We start from the raw sequence: 13,477 nt of genomic DNA, 5'->3' as shown, positions 1-13,477 counted from the left end.
CTTAGTTCTCCTTGTTTTGACTACGAGACACTTGCTCGTCATTTTGCCAAAAATCATAAAAATTAAACCATTGATACGGATAGGCCGCAGCATAAAAACTGAGCCTTTGCGCATAATCGCTAACAATTTGTTGTAATGTTTGTTGCCTCGTTTTACGCGGTAAAACGAGTTTGTCGGCGTATTTTTCAAAAATCACGCGGTAAAATGTTTCGCCATTGGGCTTTTTATCTTTTAAACAAAACAGATGAAACACCGGGCAATCTAACAGCGCAGCTAAAATAAATGGCCCTTGTGAAAAAGGGGCTGGCTTACCTAAAAAGTCAGCTTCGATAACTCTTCCTGCAGTGGTGGTACTGGTTCTATCACCGACAATCACCACAATTTCACCCTGCTCGACTTTTTCTTTGAGCATAATTGCCATATCAGGGCCAAGATCGGTTACTTGAATGAGGTTTACCGCAACATCCGGATTAATACTTTTCAGTAATTTATTAAATTCAACAGCATGATGTGTAAACACCAACACATTAATCGTTTTACTGTTTCGGTGTTGGCTAAGAGCTCTACATACCTCTAAGTTACCAAGGTGTGAGCCGATAAAAATAGCCCCTTGCTGTTGCTCATCAAGCTGTTTAAACAGCGCTTCGTTGGTGTAAAGAATATTATGTTGCTGAATTCGTCCAAGCCAGGCATCAATTTTGTCAAAAGCGCTGTCAGCAAAGCAGCGAAAGTGACGAAAGCTATCGCGCCAAGTAACCCCTTTGCTATTGCCATTCACTTTACGCGCTTGGGTTAAGAATGCATGAGACGCTTGGCGGGCAGTTTTGCCTGTTAAAAACAAATAAAATACCACCGGAAACAACACCAACCACAAGCCTTTTCGACCAAATACGCGATAACATACGAGCAATATTTGCATGCCTAAGCGATTGCCACGTTCTTGCATTTTTGACCAATGTTTTACAGCCATTAGCCAGTCACCTTACGCCAAAGTAGCTTAGGTGAGCGTAGCAACATGCCAAAGAATAAACGCGTATGCAGCCACGAAATTCCCACGTTATCGTGTAAGGCTCGAAAATGAGATACGCCATTTTCAGGGTAAATGACCTGGGTTGGCAAAAACGTGACTTTAACACCTTGCCAATAAAGCCTGACTAAAATTTCGATATCAAAGTCCATGCGCTTGCCAAGCGTTTGCTTAGTCATTAATTGTTCAACGGCTGCTAAGGGGTAAACCCGAAAACCACACATTGAATCAACAATATCAAAGCTGAGCGTTTCTACCCAAACCCAAAAATGGGTGATGTAACGACTTAAATAACGGTGCTTAGGCACGGAGCTGTCATAAATTGGGCAACCACTGATCACCTTGTTAGGTGATGCATTACTTAGTTCAATCAACTTACTAATATCTGCTAACGAATGCTGACCGTCGGCATCAACCTGAATAGCATGGCTAAACCCTTGCTGATAGGCAGCCATCAAGCCTGTTTGAACTGCCCCACCCTTACCTTGATTTTGAGCATGGCTTATCAAGGTTAAAAAATCGTACTGTGCGTCAAGCTGTGTAAATACATGCTTGGCATCAGCGTCACTGCCATCATCGACCATGATTATCGGCAGCTGTAGCTCTTTTAGCTCATCGAGTACTGCAGCGATAGCATGGGTGTGATTGTAATTAGGAATAACAATACAAAACTGGTTCATGGCTTAATCACAAAATACAATTCGACCAGATGCATGCTGGCCTTTTTCTGATTGATAGCTAAATAAACATTTGCCTTTTGCATTGCGCTCAAGGGTTAGGTTTACCGTCATATCGGGGGTTGTTACTACCTGAAACTTTAACACTTCTAAATCTTGAACTAGTTTGCCAAAACCCAAATATTGCTGAGCATATTTTACTGCCCAATCCAGCTGTACTACGCCTGCTAAAATTGGCGCATCTGGAAAGTGGCCGCGAAAATAATCTAAATCAGCCGCAATGGTTAACGCTAAACTCACACTAGTTTCTGTTTGTGTTAAAACGGCCACCTCTGGGGTCACGTTATTCAGGCTTGGCAAAATACTGCTCCAATGTTTTTAAACTTAATTTAGCTTGGCTGTTAAAAGGAAGTGCATCGATGTAGCGCCATTTACGTGGTAAACAAATACGTTCAAAGCGGTTTGAGAGGTGCGCTTGTAAAGCGCGGTTAACTGCCAGTTTACCCTGCTGTTCAAGCTCTTTATTAGCCTCATCACTGAGTACAACCACCGCACCAATTTGCACGCGCTTAGCTGGAATAACCACTACTTTAACTTCTTTTACCCAGTCGTGACTTTGCAGATAACTCTCAAGCTCATCAAGGTTTAAACGTTTTTCTTCAATTTTTATCGTTCTGTCTATACGGCCCAACAGTTTAAATTGACCATTTTTATGAATAAGTGCTCTATCATCTAAAGGGAAATTCGATTGCTCTAAAATCGCAGAATCTAGCATCAAGCGCCCTTCATGATTCAGCGATAAAAAATTACCATTAAACGGCTGCCATGGTACATCAACCGCCGCCTGTGTAACTTGTCGATAAGCAATACCGCCGGTTTCGGTACTACCAAATACTTGGGTAGCTGGGCGAGCTAACTGGTTAAATAAAGTTTCGGCATGTTCGTTGTTGAGAGGTCCGCCAGAGGAGAATAACCACTTAATTTTGTCGCGCTCAGGAATTAACACATTATCAGCACATAAACGGCCAAGTTGCGCAGGGCTTGAGACGAGCGCTGCATAACGAATATTTTTTAGCCTTTGCGCAATATGTTCAGGGTACTGAATTTGTTCACTATCAATTATATGGCCTTTCGCCAACGGCCAAAGTAAACGAAATAATAAGCCGTAAATATGCTGATGCGAAACAGTTGCTAAAAACGTAAATTGGCTGGGTAAGTCAAATGACATTGAAAGTACTGCAAGCTCTCGATTTAATACCCGCCACGGTTTCACTATCGGTTTAGATTGTCCTGATGAGCCTGACGTATAAAATATAACCGCTGTGTTTGTTGGCCATTGTAAACGGTTAGTTTGCAAAGGCGTGTGACCAAGACTTTGCTCAAGGTTAGTAAATAGCACATCATCATTGATATTGGTCGCATCGCCGGCAAAAAAAGCAGACTGTGCTAGCAATAAACTTAAGGTTTCGTGCTGACCATTAGGTGGCAAAATAACATTATAACCACTACACGCTAAAGCAAATAAGCGCACTGCAAATTGGTAGGTATCAGGATGGAATAACACCACATGGCTGCCAGCTTTAAGCGCTGTGAGCTTACTTTGATAAGCCGCAATATCAGCAAAAAACTGTGTTTGTGTTATTGGCTGCCCTGCAACAACAAATGCAGCGTCTGGGTGAAATTTCAGGTTACTCGCTACCATTACTTTTAACCTTTTGTCTTACAAGCCATTCCACAAGGCCTAAGAGAGCTATCAAAATATAGGCTATTAATCCGTTGTACAGAGTCCATGTCTGTAACGAAGTAAATAGGCTAGTGTATAACGCAATACTGCCATTAATAATAAAAAACGCGCACCATACTTTAGTAACTTGGCGCGTGTAATTAACCCCTTTTTCATCAAGATCAGGCTCTTTAATTCGAGCAAAACTTTCAATGACTGTTGGGCCACTTTTCAACGAATAAGCAAAGGTTATGGCCATTACTGTATTTATAATGACTGGGTAAAGCTTTAAGCCCAGATCACTGTTAAAAAACTGCGTTGTTGCTAAAGCGATAATAGCCAAAATAGAGGCTGGCTTTATCCATGGCATAGATGTCAGTAACTTCTTGCTAAGTAAAAGCCTTAAACCTAACAATACCATCAATACCAAGCTCACTTGCCTTAATGAGATATGCTGTAATCCAAAATACACAATAAATGGGTATAAAGATAAGCATACTAAGAGCAGTGTTGTGGTTATCGCTTTGAGCATAGTAATGTTTATGAAACGAGTTTTTCTACTTCGTTTACAACATCTTGCACAGTACGCACTTGCTTAAATGCATCTGGCTCAATTTTCTTACCAGTGATTTCGCGTAGTTTTACAACTAAATCAACAGCATCAATGCTATCAAGATCTAGGTCTTGATACAGGTGCGCATCTAGGCTGATATCATCAGCATCGATCTCAAATTCATCTACTAAAATGCCCTGTAAAACGTTGTAAATGTCAGCAGCGGTTTTCATGCTTATTCCTACTTCTAAGTCTGTATTATGATTGGTGTTGGTTAATAAATTCTGCCAATGCATCTACCGATGCAAAATGGGCTTTTGTTTGTTCTGAGTTTGCGTCAATCTTAACGTTAAACTCTTTTTTAATGGCTAAGCCAAGCTCTAGCGCATCGATGCTATCTAGGCCTAAACCATCAACAAACAAAGGTTGGTCATTTTCAATATCATCCACGGTAATATCTTCAAGATCTAAGCTGCTAATGATTAATTGTTTTATTTTGTTCTTTAGTTCAGTCATAGGTGCCTGAGTTCCTCTGAAAAGTAATGTTGCAAATCACGGGTTAATTGTCGTGCTTGCATGGCGGGTTGTTCATTATTAAATGTGTCGTTAAACGTAAATGGGTCAGTGGCAAAGCGCATCTCAAAATGCGCTTTTGTTGCGGCAACGCAATACCATGGTGTGCCTTTGGTCAAAGTGCTGGGTTTCATACTAATCAGCACTGAGGTAATTGGGGCTTCACAACGCGCAGCAATATTCGCAGCGCCACGCTTAAATTTTAACTGTTCACCTGGGGTTGTACGGGTGCCTTCAGGAAAGATAATCAGGTTATTTCCAGCAGCGAGTGATGCTTCACAATCATTAAGTAGCTCTTGCGGGTCTTCATTACTAATATAACCTGTGCCTTTAATGACACCGCGCATAAATGGATTTTTAAATAGGTGTGCTTTGACCACGCAGTCAGCATTTTTAATCACAGATATCAGCACCACAACATCAATTAATGAAGGATGATTGGCAAGTACTAACTGCCCTTTAAGATCATGAAATTTCTGTTTATCTTGCACAGAGAAATGGATAGCACCGGTGTAATGCATTAAGGCAACAAAGAATTTAAAACTATAGTGAACCGTTAAACGGGCTTTTTGCTTCCGTTTCGCTTGGCAAGGTTCAAATAAACGTTGTAAAGGCAAAACCAACAAGGTGAGTACAATACCGCCAAAACCAAATACAGCAAAACAAAACCCGGTTGCCAGTACCCGCCAAATTTTATTCAACTTAATGTAAACGTTAGTCGCCATGGTACTGTAGCATCCAAGCTGATTGTTGATGTGAAAGCAGCCATTGTGATCCTTTGCTTGTTAAAGCAGCTGCTAATTGCAGACTCAGTGGTAAACACGAGTCACTTTGAGTATGTTCTGATTCAGAAAGTTTTGTTAATTCAAAATACGGCTTACCGGTCTGCGCTGTTGATAATACGAACGATACACTATGAGCAATTTGTTGCTCGTCACTAAATGGTAAGTATTCATCAGGTAATACACTTTCGGCATGAGCAATCAAAATCTGCTGTTCAATACCACTATGAACACGCGCAAAACCATCTATCATGGCAGAAATAATGCAGTCTTGGTCACCAGCAATAGCATTCATCGGGGCTTTATTTTTTGCAATAATCGAAAATAATCCGGTTGCAGCATTATGTACACTCAAACCAAATGCGGTCGGAGAAAGAGGTTCTTGTTCGACAAGTGAATGTAACAGTTGCGCTGTTTTTGGTAAGTCGCCATGACGCGATGAAAAATTAACAGCTAACTGCTGATGCTCACCTTGCGCTTGATGCATAGTATGAAGCGCCATTTTCATAAATGGACTTAAGCGGCGGCGCTGCATCGGTGCAACCCAACTTAAATCAAGATCAGGGAGATTAAGATGGCTTAATTCTGCTATTTGTTGCTCAGGTGCCACCCATAAACTCAAATTCTCAACAACAAATTTCACAAATATTATTCTTATAACGCCAAACGATTGCTAATTTTACCTATTAGCTACAAAAAAGTAAAACAATGGTGCTTAATTACAGCCGCAATTAAGCACTCATTCATTTTTATCGTAAAATAACGTCTTTTTCGGCTAAAAGTTGTGCTTTTTCACCCACTATATCAGCAACATCAAGTTCGTTAATGTAACCTAAACCAATTTCTTGCTGAGCACTTGTTAGTGGCACATAAGGAAGACGGAACACAGGATTTACCGCGCCTGTCATCATTAGTGCCGTATTGATTGCAATTGGATTAGGCTCGCAGAATAACCAGCCCATAAGTGGCTGTAGTTTTGCATTAAGTGCATCATTTTGCTCATCCATTAACTGACGGAATAAGCCTGGAATAATATTAGATGTAACCGAGATAACACCGTGGGCTTTATGAATGTGTCTTGCGTCATGCGCTTCATCGTCATTACCTGACCAACAAGCAATACCTTGCTGTTCATAATGAGCAATACGCTCATTGCCACCGCACTCTTTTACACCGATAAAATTTTCGTGCTTAGCGAGTGGCTCAATGACATCGGGTGTTAAATCTTGGCCAGTACGACCGGCTACGTTGTAGATAAACGCAGGACCAATATCAAGTAAACGATTAAAGTGCTCTTTCACACCCGCCAGTGACGTACGCCCATAATATGGGTTTATTTGCAGCGCTGCATCCATACCGGTAGCAAAGCCATACTCGGTTGCTTTAATCGCTTCGCGTGTATTGTTGCTACCTGTATTACCAACAATTAATAAACGGTCAGAGAATTTGCTAACACTGTGAGCAATTAACATTAAGTGTTCTTCCCAATTCATTAATTGGCCTTCACCTGTGGTACCACCGACAATAATGCCATCAACACCAGCTGCAATTTGCTGTTCAACAAGGTCGTCATAACATGCAAGATCAATTTCACCATTAGTTAAATAAGGTGTTTTTATAGCGGTGATCAAACTTGCTTGTTTAATTGTTTCTAGGTTGCGCATAACTTTTTTAATGTTTGGAAAATTTGCGCTAGTTGTATCACAAACACGGGCATTTTCCGAGTAGTGTGCTGCAATAAATAAAAATACTTGAGAAAAAATCAAAGTTAAGCCAAAATCAAATACTGTATAAATTAACAGTATTTATTGTGAGTATTTGATAATGCAACTTTCAAAATTTTTGGCAACCTACTTTTATACCACCGAAGAGCTGTGTCATACCCTCTCAATTGATGAGGAAACGCTATCGGCATGGCAACAAAGTAGTTTATTTCCAAAGCCGAGTTATTGTTTGCAGAGTCAATTAGAATGCAGTTCGTATTCGGGCATTTATCAATGCGAAGAATATCAAGACTATTACCCTCGTGGTGCCGCTAGTTGGGGGCAATTAATTATCAAACATGACATAAGCTCATCCTGCCAAGCGTTTAATTATTTTGCTCAGCAATATTCAAATCAACTCAGTAAGCTTGCTGAGCAAGGCTTTGCTATCGATGAAGAATTATTTGGCAGTGAAATTGACGAGCACTTACAGCAAGTTTGGCAGCAGTTTTTATGCAGTAAATACGGTGTGCTAACACAAAATGGCTTAGTTGAAGAAGCCGTGCAGCTCGACGTAGCTAAATTATTAATTGATGATATTACGGAATTACGCACTAAAACAGGTTTAAGCGTGGAAGAGCGCCAAAGCTTACATAAAGCGCTCAAATTAATGAACCGCGCGTTAAGTCATGGTACGGGCAACGAAGGTAAAAACACCTTACGCCATCGTTATATTGATGACGTAGTGGCAAAGTACGATCTATCGGTAAAATAACCTCTCATTTTTGCGCTTAAAATGAAGCGAAACTGAATGACCGCACAAAGTTACAACAGTGTTTATTTTGTTACAGATAGGTTAATACAATTTGCTACCTTTGTTTTGTAGGTTTTCATCTGCATGATCGATAGATTGGTCTGGTTGAGTTATTGCTCTTGTCATATTTGTTGTTTTGACACCTAGCAATAACTCCTTTCTTCCAAACTAATTAAATCAAAATACAGGATGAAAAGATGAAACCTTTTCCAAGGCTTGGTCGCTTAAAGGCGACCTACTTAGCCATGCTCGGCTTATCGATTGCCCAACCAGCAACCGCAGAAGAATCATTTGTTACACAACAAAGTAAAGCGGATGCCCTTACATTCACTTTGATCACTGGGGACAAAGTATCGGCTGTTGTCAATAAAGACGGCAAGCTAGGCGGCATTCGATTAGTGAATGCAGATGGTTCAGATACATTCACCAGTATCTTTAAACGTGGTAACAACACCTATGTTGTTCCAAACCATGCTCAAGCCTTAGTTGATTCAAATGCGATCGATTTAGAGTTATTTAACATTAATAAGTTATATGAATCGGGTTACGATGATGCATCAACCGACGCGCTCCCCGTCATTGTTGAATACCGCGACGGCACCCTTGCAGGACCTGCAGTCCCAGCAACGCTTGCTGGTATGTCATTAACCGGTGAAATTGAGCTAATCGACAGCGCCGCATTTGCAATCAACAAAGACAAAGCAGCGCAAACTTGGCAAACCCTGGTTGCACAAGCTGACGTTGAAGGTATTTGGCTTGATGCTGTCGTTCATGCTCACAAGGTTACCCAGTCAGAAACACTGACTCCAACAGTCCCACTAACCGGCGCATATGGTGAGTCAGCGATTAACTATAATGGCGCAGGTATTAAAGTTGCCGTGCTTGATACAGGCTACGATACCGAGCACCCAGACTTACAAGGTCGCGTCATTGCATCCCGTGATTTTACTTTTTCGAGCAACGGTGTAGATGATTTAAATGGTCATGGTACTCATACAGCCTCAACCGTTGCAGGCAATGGTCATGAGTCAGAAGGTAAATGGGTCGGTGTGGCACCAGCTGCCGATTTAATTATCGGTAAAGTATTAAGTAATACGGGTTCAGGTTCAACTTACGGTATTTTAAATGGCATGCAATGGGCCGTGCTTTCTGAGCACGCTAATATTGTAAATATGTCATTGGGTGGTACGGCAACAACTTGTAGTGGCCCATTGGTTGAGATGGTTGAAGCGCTTAGCGATAAAGCTTTATTTGTTATCTCTGCAGGCAATAGCTTTACCCGCGAAACAATTGGTTCACCGGGCTGTGCGCCAAGTGCACTAACCGTGGGTGCCATTGATCGTGACGGCAATACGGCGTCGTTCTCTTCACGCGGTCCATCGCCAGATGGCCACTCAGCAAAACCAGATATTGCCTCGCAAGGTGTCTCTGTGGTTGCCGCGGCTTCTGGTGGCTTAGGTGATACGGCCTACCGCGTGTATTCAGGCACATCAATGGCTGCCCCTCATGTTGCCGGTGGTGCTGCAATTGTAATGCAAGCTCGCCAAGACCTTACGCCAAAAGAAATTAAAGACGTGCTTACATCATCTGTATTTAGTGGTGACTCACACGTCCTTGAGCAAGGTGCCGGTGCCATGAATATCGACCGTGCCATTGACCAAGCTATTGTGGCCCCTGCAAACCGTGAACTTGGCTACTTTGATAATGCCAATAGTGCATTTACCGAAACACAGATCACGCTAACAAACACGTCTGATGAAAGTATTAAATTAAAATTGAAATTAGACTTAATTGGTGAAGATGGCAAAACACAATTACCGGCGACCTTGGCAGGATTAGATATTAAATCTGTGACAATCCCAGCCAAAGGTGTTGCTCAAGTCCCTATGTGGATTGACCCTAGTGTGGCACTTAATAACAGTGCTTATGGTGCAATTACAGGTCGTATCACAGGCACAACCGTTGGCAATACCGACCAACAAGTAACTGTGCCAGTATCATTTTGGATTGACCAACCTCACGTTAATTTAACGGTAAACCTGACTGATCGCTGGGGTAATCAAGCAGGCTCGCCATCAAAGCTTTACTTAATTAATGAAGAAGATGATTGGGGCAGTCTTGTTAGGCTCACTGGCGGTAAAGCCAATATCGATGTACCTGCTGGTTACTATACGTTGATTGCTAACATTATGACTTACGATAATCAGCAAACCAGCTCTGGTTTAGTTGAATCAGCGGCACAAATGGCTGTATTAAATCGTAAGATTGATGGCAAAACAGAGATTAACTTTGATGCACGTAACGCTCAACCTGTCACCTTCAAAGCTGACCAGCCTCTTGATCCACAAGGTTATTCATTTGGCTTTACTTACGCGATTGACGATCAAGAAGTTGCGAAGCTTGCAGCTATCGAAATGGCACCTGATTACGTAAATGATATGTATGCATGGTCACAAGGTCATGACGATCGTTTTCGCTCATTTATCACCACCCGCGCGGTAGCTCCAGAAACAACCGTCACGATGCAAAATGGGGTTGAACTTGATTACATCAAACAAGGTTTAGCACTGTCTTTTCATGGTGAAGGCTCTGCAGAAGTCGTGCCAGTAGGTGATGCTGGTTACAGCACTGACTGGAGCCAATTTGAGTTAGACGGAAAAATTGCGCTTATTGCTAACCCTAATTACCTCACGTCTTACATGGTCGGTAATGCGATGAAAAATGGCGCCAGCGGTGTGATTTTTTATCGTCCTGGTCGTGGCGGCCGATATAAAGGGGCAATCACAGGCACACCAAAAGTCCCCGTGATTGGTATTAGTACCGAACAAGGTGAAGCCTTAATGGCAGAAATAGAGGCTGGCAACAATATCGTTAGCTGGTCTGGTATTGCGGCTGAACGCTCACCTTATGCTTATTCAATCAACCATATTACTGATGGCCGAATTCAATCTGGGCAAATCAATATTGCTGAACATAAAATGCATAAAATGAGTGCGTCTTATCACTCGCAAAATGATGAGCGCCCTGCATGGACTGATGTTATGGCAATGACCAACAGTACCGGAGAGTTCTACTCAACAGGTAGCTCACAGTTAATTATGTTGCCTCATCAGCGTGATGAATATTACACAGCAAGTACAAAAAATGCATGGACGAATGTCGTTATGCCAAACTATCAAATTCAAAGTGGTGGCGCTTATTTTGATGGTCCACGCGCTATGACTGAAGGTGCTGAGCAAAGCACTACTTGGTTTAAAGGTCCACGTGCTGGTAGCTTAGGCAGCAGTGGCTCGGCGATTATTAGCCGCGATACCAATGTTCTTTACTTTAACCTTGCCTCGTTTGGCGATGCCGCAAACCATGATGGTATTTTTGGCTTTATGGGTAGCTCAGCCTTTGGTTTAAAAGTAAATGGTGAGCTAGCCTCTCCGTATCAAGGTACGTTAACTCTTGAGCCGGGCTCTCATCAAATTACCTTAGAAATGCGTTCTTATGCCCGTGGTGTTGGTGAGCGCTCTCCAATAAATGATAAGCTAGGTTCTCTTTACCAAGGTTTCTATACATTTACGGCTGACGAGCAGCAACAAGGTGTTCAGCCAATTTTAGTGCCTATGGTTGATTTACCGGTTGATATTAACAACAGCATGAAAGCGGGTGAAGCGGCTCACGTTAAGTTAACGGGTTTACTGGACGGTGTAGGTGAAGTGGCGCTGGCAGATGTACAGTTCCAATATGCGTACGGCCAAGAATGCACAATTGCTAACGTGCCTGCTTATATCTATTGCCCTGTATCAACCAAGTTCTCAAGCGAAAACTGGTTAGATGCACAGGTTGAACATATTGACGGTGAATGGATAGCTACGATCCCTAATACTGGCAACGTCGGTGACTTTGTCCATATTCGAACGATTGTTTCAGATTATGGTTCAAGCCAAGCTGAGCAAATTACCATGCGAGCTTACATGTTAGATTAATTAGTTAGCGCTAATCAGCAAAGCCGCCTTCGGGTGGCTTTTTTCATGTAAAAACAACATGATCAAGTATTAAGAATCTAAATGCTCGTACTGACCACGATACACTTCGAAAGTCTTCACAACGGTGTGTTGCTCTTTACTTAGATTATCAAACCAGGTATCAAAACGCTCATCATCATCTTGTTCACTCAGAGCTAAATACTGTGCCAACAACTCAATAATATCGTTGTGAGTACACGACAAGGTGTCTACATGATTAGCTAAAACAGAATGGTCTTTATCGCGAAGCGTGTTCATTACATTTTGATCTAGTTCTTCACGGCTAGTTTTATCATTCACTTCCTTATCCTTCTTTAAAATAAGCACGCATACCTAGTTATAACAGCCTTATCGACAATATCCAGCTTTTTAAATCTAACTGCTTATTGATTGTTCAGCTTGTACAAAATTAAGACAAAAGAATATAAATAAGAATCATTTTTATCTTGATCTAAATAGTCAACCACCCTATAATCGATACATTATCACATAACAAAGAGTTCCATTATGAAGCCAAATATCCACCCTGATTACCAGCAAGTCGCGTTTCATGATACAGCGGCAGACAGCTACTTTATTATTGGTTCGACAATTAAAACTTCGCGCACAGTAGAACTTGAGGGCAAAACCTACCCTTATGTGCCAATTGACGTATCAAGCGATTCACACCCGTTTTATACCGGTAAGCAAAAAGCCGTTGCAAGCGATGGCCGTGTTGCTGCGTTTAATCGTCGTTTCAAAAACTTAGCGAGCAAGTAGTTGCTATAGGAAAGAACATGAAAGTGTTAAGTTCATTAAAAAGTGCGAAGAACCGCCCGGGCTGCCAAATCGTAAAGCGTAAAGGTCGTGTCTATGTTATTAATAAAGACAATCCGCGCTTGAAGGCAGTTCAGGGTAAAAAGAAAAAGCTTTAAAAAAGGTGCCGAGGCACCTTTTTTAAATTAAAGTAAATCTAACTCGTTAGTTTATTTTTATTTGCCAAATAACAACTCCCAAAAACCTGGCGGCTCATGTAGCTCATGGTATTTCTTACGTAGCTCATCAATAGATTTAAGCGGCGCTTTTGCAGCTTCAAGGCCACGGGTCGTTGCAAGTTGCTTAGCTTGCTTTGCTTGATTTATGACTTTATCAAGCCCTTCTAAAGACGCTGTTTTATGCTGTTTAAAATCAGCTGTTTTGGCAGTCTCTAACAACTCAATAAATTCATCGATAGCGGTATTAAAGGTGGCTAAATCAGTTGCTCGCACTGAGTTTTTATAAGCAAGCCCCATGTTTTTCATATTGGCCTCAAGGTCAATATCCGAGGCAGAACCGAAACTCGAAAAAAACAGCAACAAAGTGACAAGAATTAATTTCATAAGATACTCATGTGTAAAACCTTGTCGTCATTATAAACCGAAACATGTCACTGGCCTAATACAAGAGCAAGGTCTAATTTGCAATACAATAGTACCATCTACAAAAACGCATCAAAGAACAATAATTATCATTAGCAATAAATAGTGACATGATTTAGTGAAAATAATAAAAACCTATAAGCCTTTGTAATAGAAAAGTTTATTTATACTACAAATTGCTACGAAGTTTTGATTTGCAAAAAATAGGAACAATG

Annotated in this window: 16 protein-coding genes; 4 read left to right on the top strand and 12 right to left on the bottom strand. The window is 41.4% G+C overall.

From position 1 onward, the window contains the following. Position 1: 1 nt before the first annotated feature. From NFU46_RS10605 to dapA, 10 genes are all read right to left on the bottom strand, one after another. Complete coding sequence (locus NFU46_RS10605) at positions 2 to 970, bottom strand: acyltransferase (protein ID WP_175080185.1); 969 nt, start codon at positions 968 to 970, stop codon at positions 2 to 4. Next, entirely contained in the window at positions 970 to 1,707 is a 738-nt protein-coding gene (locus NFU46_RS10600) for a glycosyltransferase family 2 protein (protein ID WP_175080186.1), read from the bottom strand. The genes NFU46_RS10605 and NFU46_RS10600 overlap by 1 nt, the downstream gene beginning before the upstream one ends. 3 nt (positions 1,708 to 1,710) lie before the next feature. After that, a complete protein-coding gene (locus tag NFU46_RS10595; RefSeq protein ID WP_175080187.1) occupies positions 1,711 to 2,064 on the bottom strand; it encodes a thioester dehydrase in 354 nt (117 codons plus the stop codon). After that, entirely contained in the window at positions 2,048 to 3,406 is a 1,359-nt protein-coding gene (locus NFU46_RS10590) for a class I adenylate-forming enzyme family protein (RefSeq protein WP_175080188.1), read from the bottom strand. The genes NFU46_RS10595 and NFU46_RS10590 overlap by 17 nt, the downstream gene beginning before the upstream one ends. After that, entirely contained in the window at positions 3,393 to 3,959 is a 567-nt protein-coding gene (locus NFU46_RS10585) for a hypothetical protein (protein ID WP_054562420.1), read from the bottom strand. The genes NFU46_RS10590 and NFU46_RS10585 overlap by 14 nt, the downstream gene beginning before the upstream one ends. An 8-nt stretch (positions 3,960 to 3,967) precedes the next feature. Next, positions 3,968 to 4,213 carry an acyl carrier protein gene (locus tag NFU46_RS10580; protein ID WP_054554554.1) on the bottom strand — a complete coding sequence of 82 codons (246 nt, stop codon included), beginning with the start codon at positions 4,211 to 4,213 and terminating at the stop codon, positions 3,968 to 3,970. 25 nt (positions 4,214 to 4,238) lie between these two features. Continuing rightward, positions 4,239 to 4,496 carry a phosphopantetheine-binding protein gene (locus NFU46_RS10575; protein WP_054554555.1) on the bottom strand — a complete coding sequence of 86 codons (258 nt, stop codon included), beginning with the start codon at positions 4,494 to 4,496 and terminating at the stop codon, positions 4,239 to 4,241. After that, positions 4,493 to 5,278, bottom strand: coding sequence for a 1-acyl-sn-glycerol-3-phosphate acyltransferase (locus NFU46_RS10570; protein WP_251601709.1), 786 nt, complete (start codon positions 5,276 to 5,278; stop codon positions 4,493 to 4,495). Before NFU46_RS10570 ends, NFU46_RS10575 begins: the two co-directional genes overlap by 4 nt. Further along, the gene (locus NFU46_RS10565; RefSeq protein ID WP_251601707.1) at positions 5,268 to 5,978 is read right to left on the bottom strand and encodes a beta-ketoacyl synthase chain length factor; all 711 of its coding nucleotides are present in this window, start codon (positions 5,976 to 5,978) and stop codon (positions 5,268 to 5,270) included. The genes NFU46_RS10570 and NFU46_RS10565 overlap by 11 nt, the downstream gene beginning before the upstream one ends. Positions 5,979 to 6,084: 106 nt before the next feature. After that, positions 6,085 to 6,999: a 4-hydroxy-tetrahydrodipicolinate synthase gene (dapA, locus tag NFU46_RS10560; protein ID WP_251602012.1), complete on the bottom strand. Its 915-nt coding sequence runs from the start codon at positions 6,997 to 6,999 to the stop codon at positions 6,085 to 6,087. Positions 7,000 to 7,159: 160 nt separating this feature from the next. On the opposite strand from dapA, the gene NFU46_RS10555 reads away from it, so the two are divergent. Together NFU46_RS10555 and NFU46_RS10550 are read left to right on the top strand one after the other, a co-directional pair. Continuing rightward, positions 7,160 to 7,813 (top strand): DUF6058 family natural product biosynthesis protein, encoded by a 654-nt coding sequence (locus tag NFU46_RS10555; protein WP_063527485.1) that lies wholly within the window; start codon positions 7,160 to 7,162, stop codon positions 7,811 to 7,813. 236 nt (positions 7,814 to 8,049) lie between these two features. Further along, positions 8,050 to 11,826: a S8 family serine peptidase gene (locus NFU46_RS10550; RefSeq protein ID WP_251601705.1), complete on the top strand. Its 3,777-nt coding sequence runs from the start codon at positions 8,050 to 8,052 to the stop codon at positions 11,824 to 11,826. A 69-nt stretch (positions 11,827 to 11,895) separates the two neighbouring features. On the opposite strand, the gene NFU46_RS10545 is transcribed toward NFU46_RS10550, so the two are convergent. After that, on the bottom strand, positions 11,896 to 12,123 hold the full coding sequence (locus tag NFU46_RS10545) for a hypothetical protein (RefSeq protein ID WP_220095044.1): 228 nt from the start codon (positions 12,121 to 12,123) through the stop codon (positions 11,896 to 11,898). Between the two features lie 249 nt (positions 12,124 to 12,372). On the opposite strand from NFU46_RS10545, the gene NFU46_RS10540 reads away from it, so the two are divergent. Together NFU46_RS10540 and ykgO are read left to right on the top strand one after the other, a co-directional pair. After that, positions 12,373 to 12,624 carry a type B 50S ribosomal protein L31 gene (locus tag NFU46_RS10540; RefSeq protein WP_062567146.1) on the top strand — a complete coding sequence of 84 codons (252 nt, stop codon included), beginning with the start codon at positions 12,373 to 12,375 and terminating at the stop codon, positions 12,622 to 12,624. A 17-nt stretch (positions 12,625 to 12,641) separates the two neighbouring features. Continuing rightward, positions 12,642 to 12,779: a type B 50S ribosomal protein L36 gene (ykgO, locus tag NFU46_RS10535; RefSeq protein ID WP_251601703.1), complete on the top strand. Its 138-nt coding sequence runs from the start codon at positions 12,642 to 12,644 to the stop codon at positions 12,777 to 12,779. Positions 12,780 to 12,836: 57 nt separating this feature from the next. Here ykgO and NFU46_RS10530 read toward each other — a convergent pair whose 3' ends face one another. Beyond that, positions 12,837 to 13,223: a cytochrome b562 gene (locus NFU46_RS10530; RefSeq protein WP_251601700.1), complete on the bottom strand. Its 387-nt coding sequence runs from the start codon at positions 13,221 to 13,223 to the stop codon at positions 12,837 to 12,839. Between the last annotated feature and the right edge of the window lie 254 nt (positions 13,224 to 13,477).

Source organism: Pseudoalteromonas sp. NCCP-2140, assembly GCF_023708065.1.
Lineage (GTDB): Bacteria > Pseudomonadota > Gammaproteobacteria > Enterobacterales > Alteromonadaceae > Pseudoalteromonas.
The sequence above is the reverse complement of the archived record's forward strand: the minus strand, read 5'-3'. Positions and strand labels throughout refer to the sequence as shown.

What these genes read in the sequence shown, in the direction of transcription:
- NFU46_RS10605 (WP_175080185.1), bottom strand. Translation starts at nt 970, where the DNA reads ATGGCTGTAAAACATTGGTCAAAAATGCAAGAACGTGGCAATCGCTTA.
- NFU46_RS10600 (WP_175080186.1), bottom strand. Translation starts at nt 1,707, where the DNA reads ATGAACCAGTTTTGTATTGTTATTCCTAATTACAATCACACCCATGCT.
- NFU46_RS10590 (WP_175080188.1), bottom strand. Translation starts at nt 3,406, where the DNA reads ATGGTAGCGAGTAACCTGAAATTTCACCCAGACGCTGCATTTGTTGTT.
- NFU46_RS10585 (WP_054562420.1), bottom strand. Translation starts at nt 3,959, where the DNA reads ATGCTCAAAGCGATAACCACAACACTGCTCTTAGTATGCTTATCTTTA.
- NFU46_RS10580 (WP_054554554.1), bottom strand. Translation starts at nt 4,213, where the DNA reads ATGAAAACCGCTGCTGACATTTACAACGTTTTACAGGGCATTTTAGTA.
- NFU46_RS10575 (WP_054554555.1), bottom strand. Translation starts at nt 4,496, where the DNA reads ATGACTGAACTAAAGAACAAAATAAAACAATTAATCATTAGCAGCTTA.
- NFU46_RS10570 (WP_251601709.1), bottom strand. Translation starts at nt 5,278, where the DNA reads ATGGCGACTAACGTTTACATTAAGTTGAATAAAATTTGGCGGGTACTG.
- dapA (WP_251602012.1), bottom strand. Translation starts at nt 6,999, where the DNA reads ATGCGCAACCTAGAAACAATTAAACAAGCAAGTTTGATCACCGCTATA.
- NFU46_RS10555 (WP_063527485.1), top strand. Translation starts at nt 7,160, where the DNA reads ATGCAACTTTCAAAATTTTTGGCAACCTACTTTTATACCACCGAAGAG.
- NFU46_RS10550 (WP_251601705.1), top strand. Translation starts at nt 8,050, where the DNA reads ATGAAACCTTTTCCAAGGCTTGGTCGCTTAAAGGCGACCTACTTAGCC.
- NFU46_RS10545 (WP_220095044.1), bottom strand. Translation starts at nt 12,123, where the DNA reads ATGAACACGCTTCGCGATAAAGACCATTCTGTTTTAGCTAATCATGTA.
- NFU46_RS10540 (WP_062567146.1), top strand. Translation starts at nt 12,373, where the DNA reads ATGAAGCCAAATATCCACCCTGATTACCAGCAAGTCGCGTTTCATGAT.
- ykgO (WP_251601703.1), top strand. Translation starts at nt 12,642, where the DNA reads ATGAAAGTGTTAAGTTCATTAAAAAGTGCGAAGAACCGCCCGGGCTGC.
- NFU46_RS10530 (WP_251601700.1), bottom strand. Translation starts at nt 13,223, where the DNA reads ATGAAATTAATTCTTGTCACTTTGTTGCTGTTTTTTTCGAGTTTCGGT.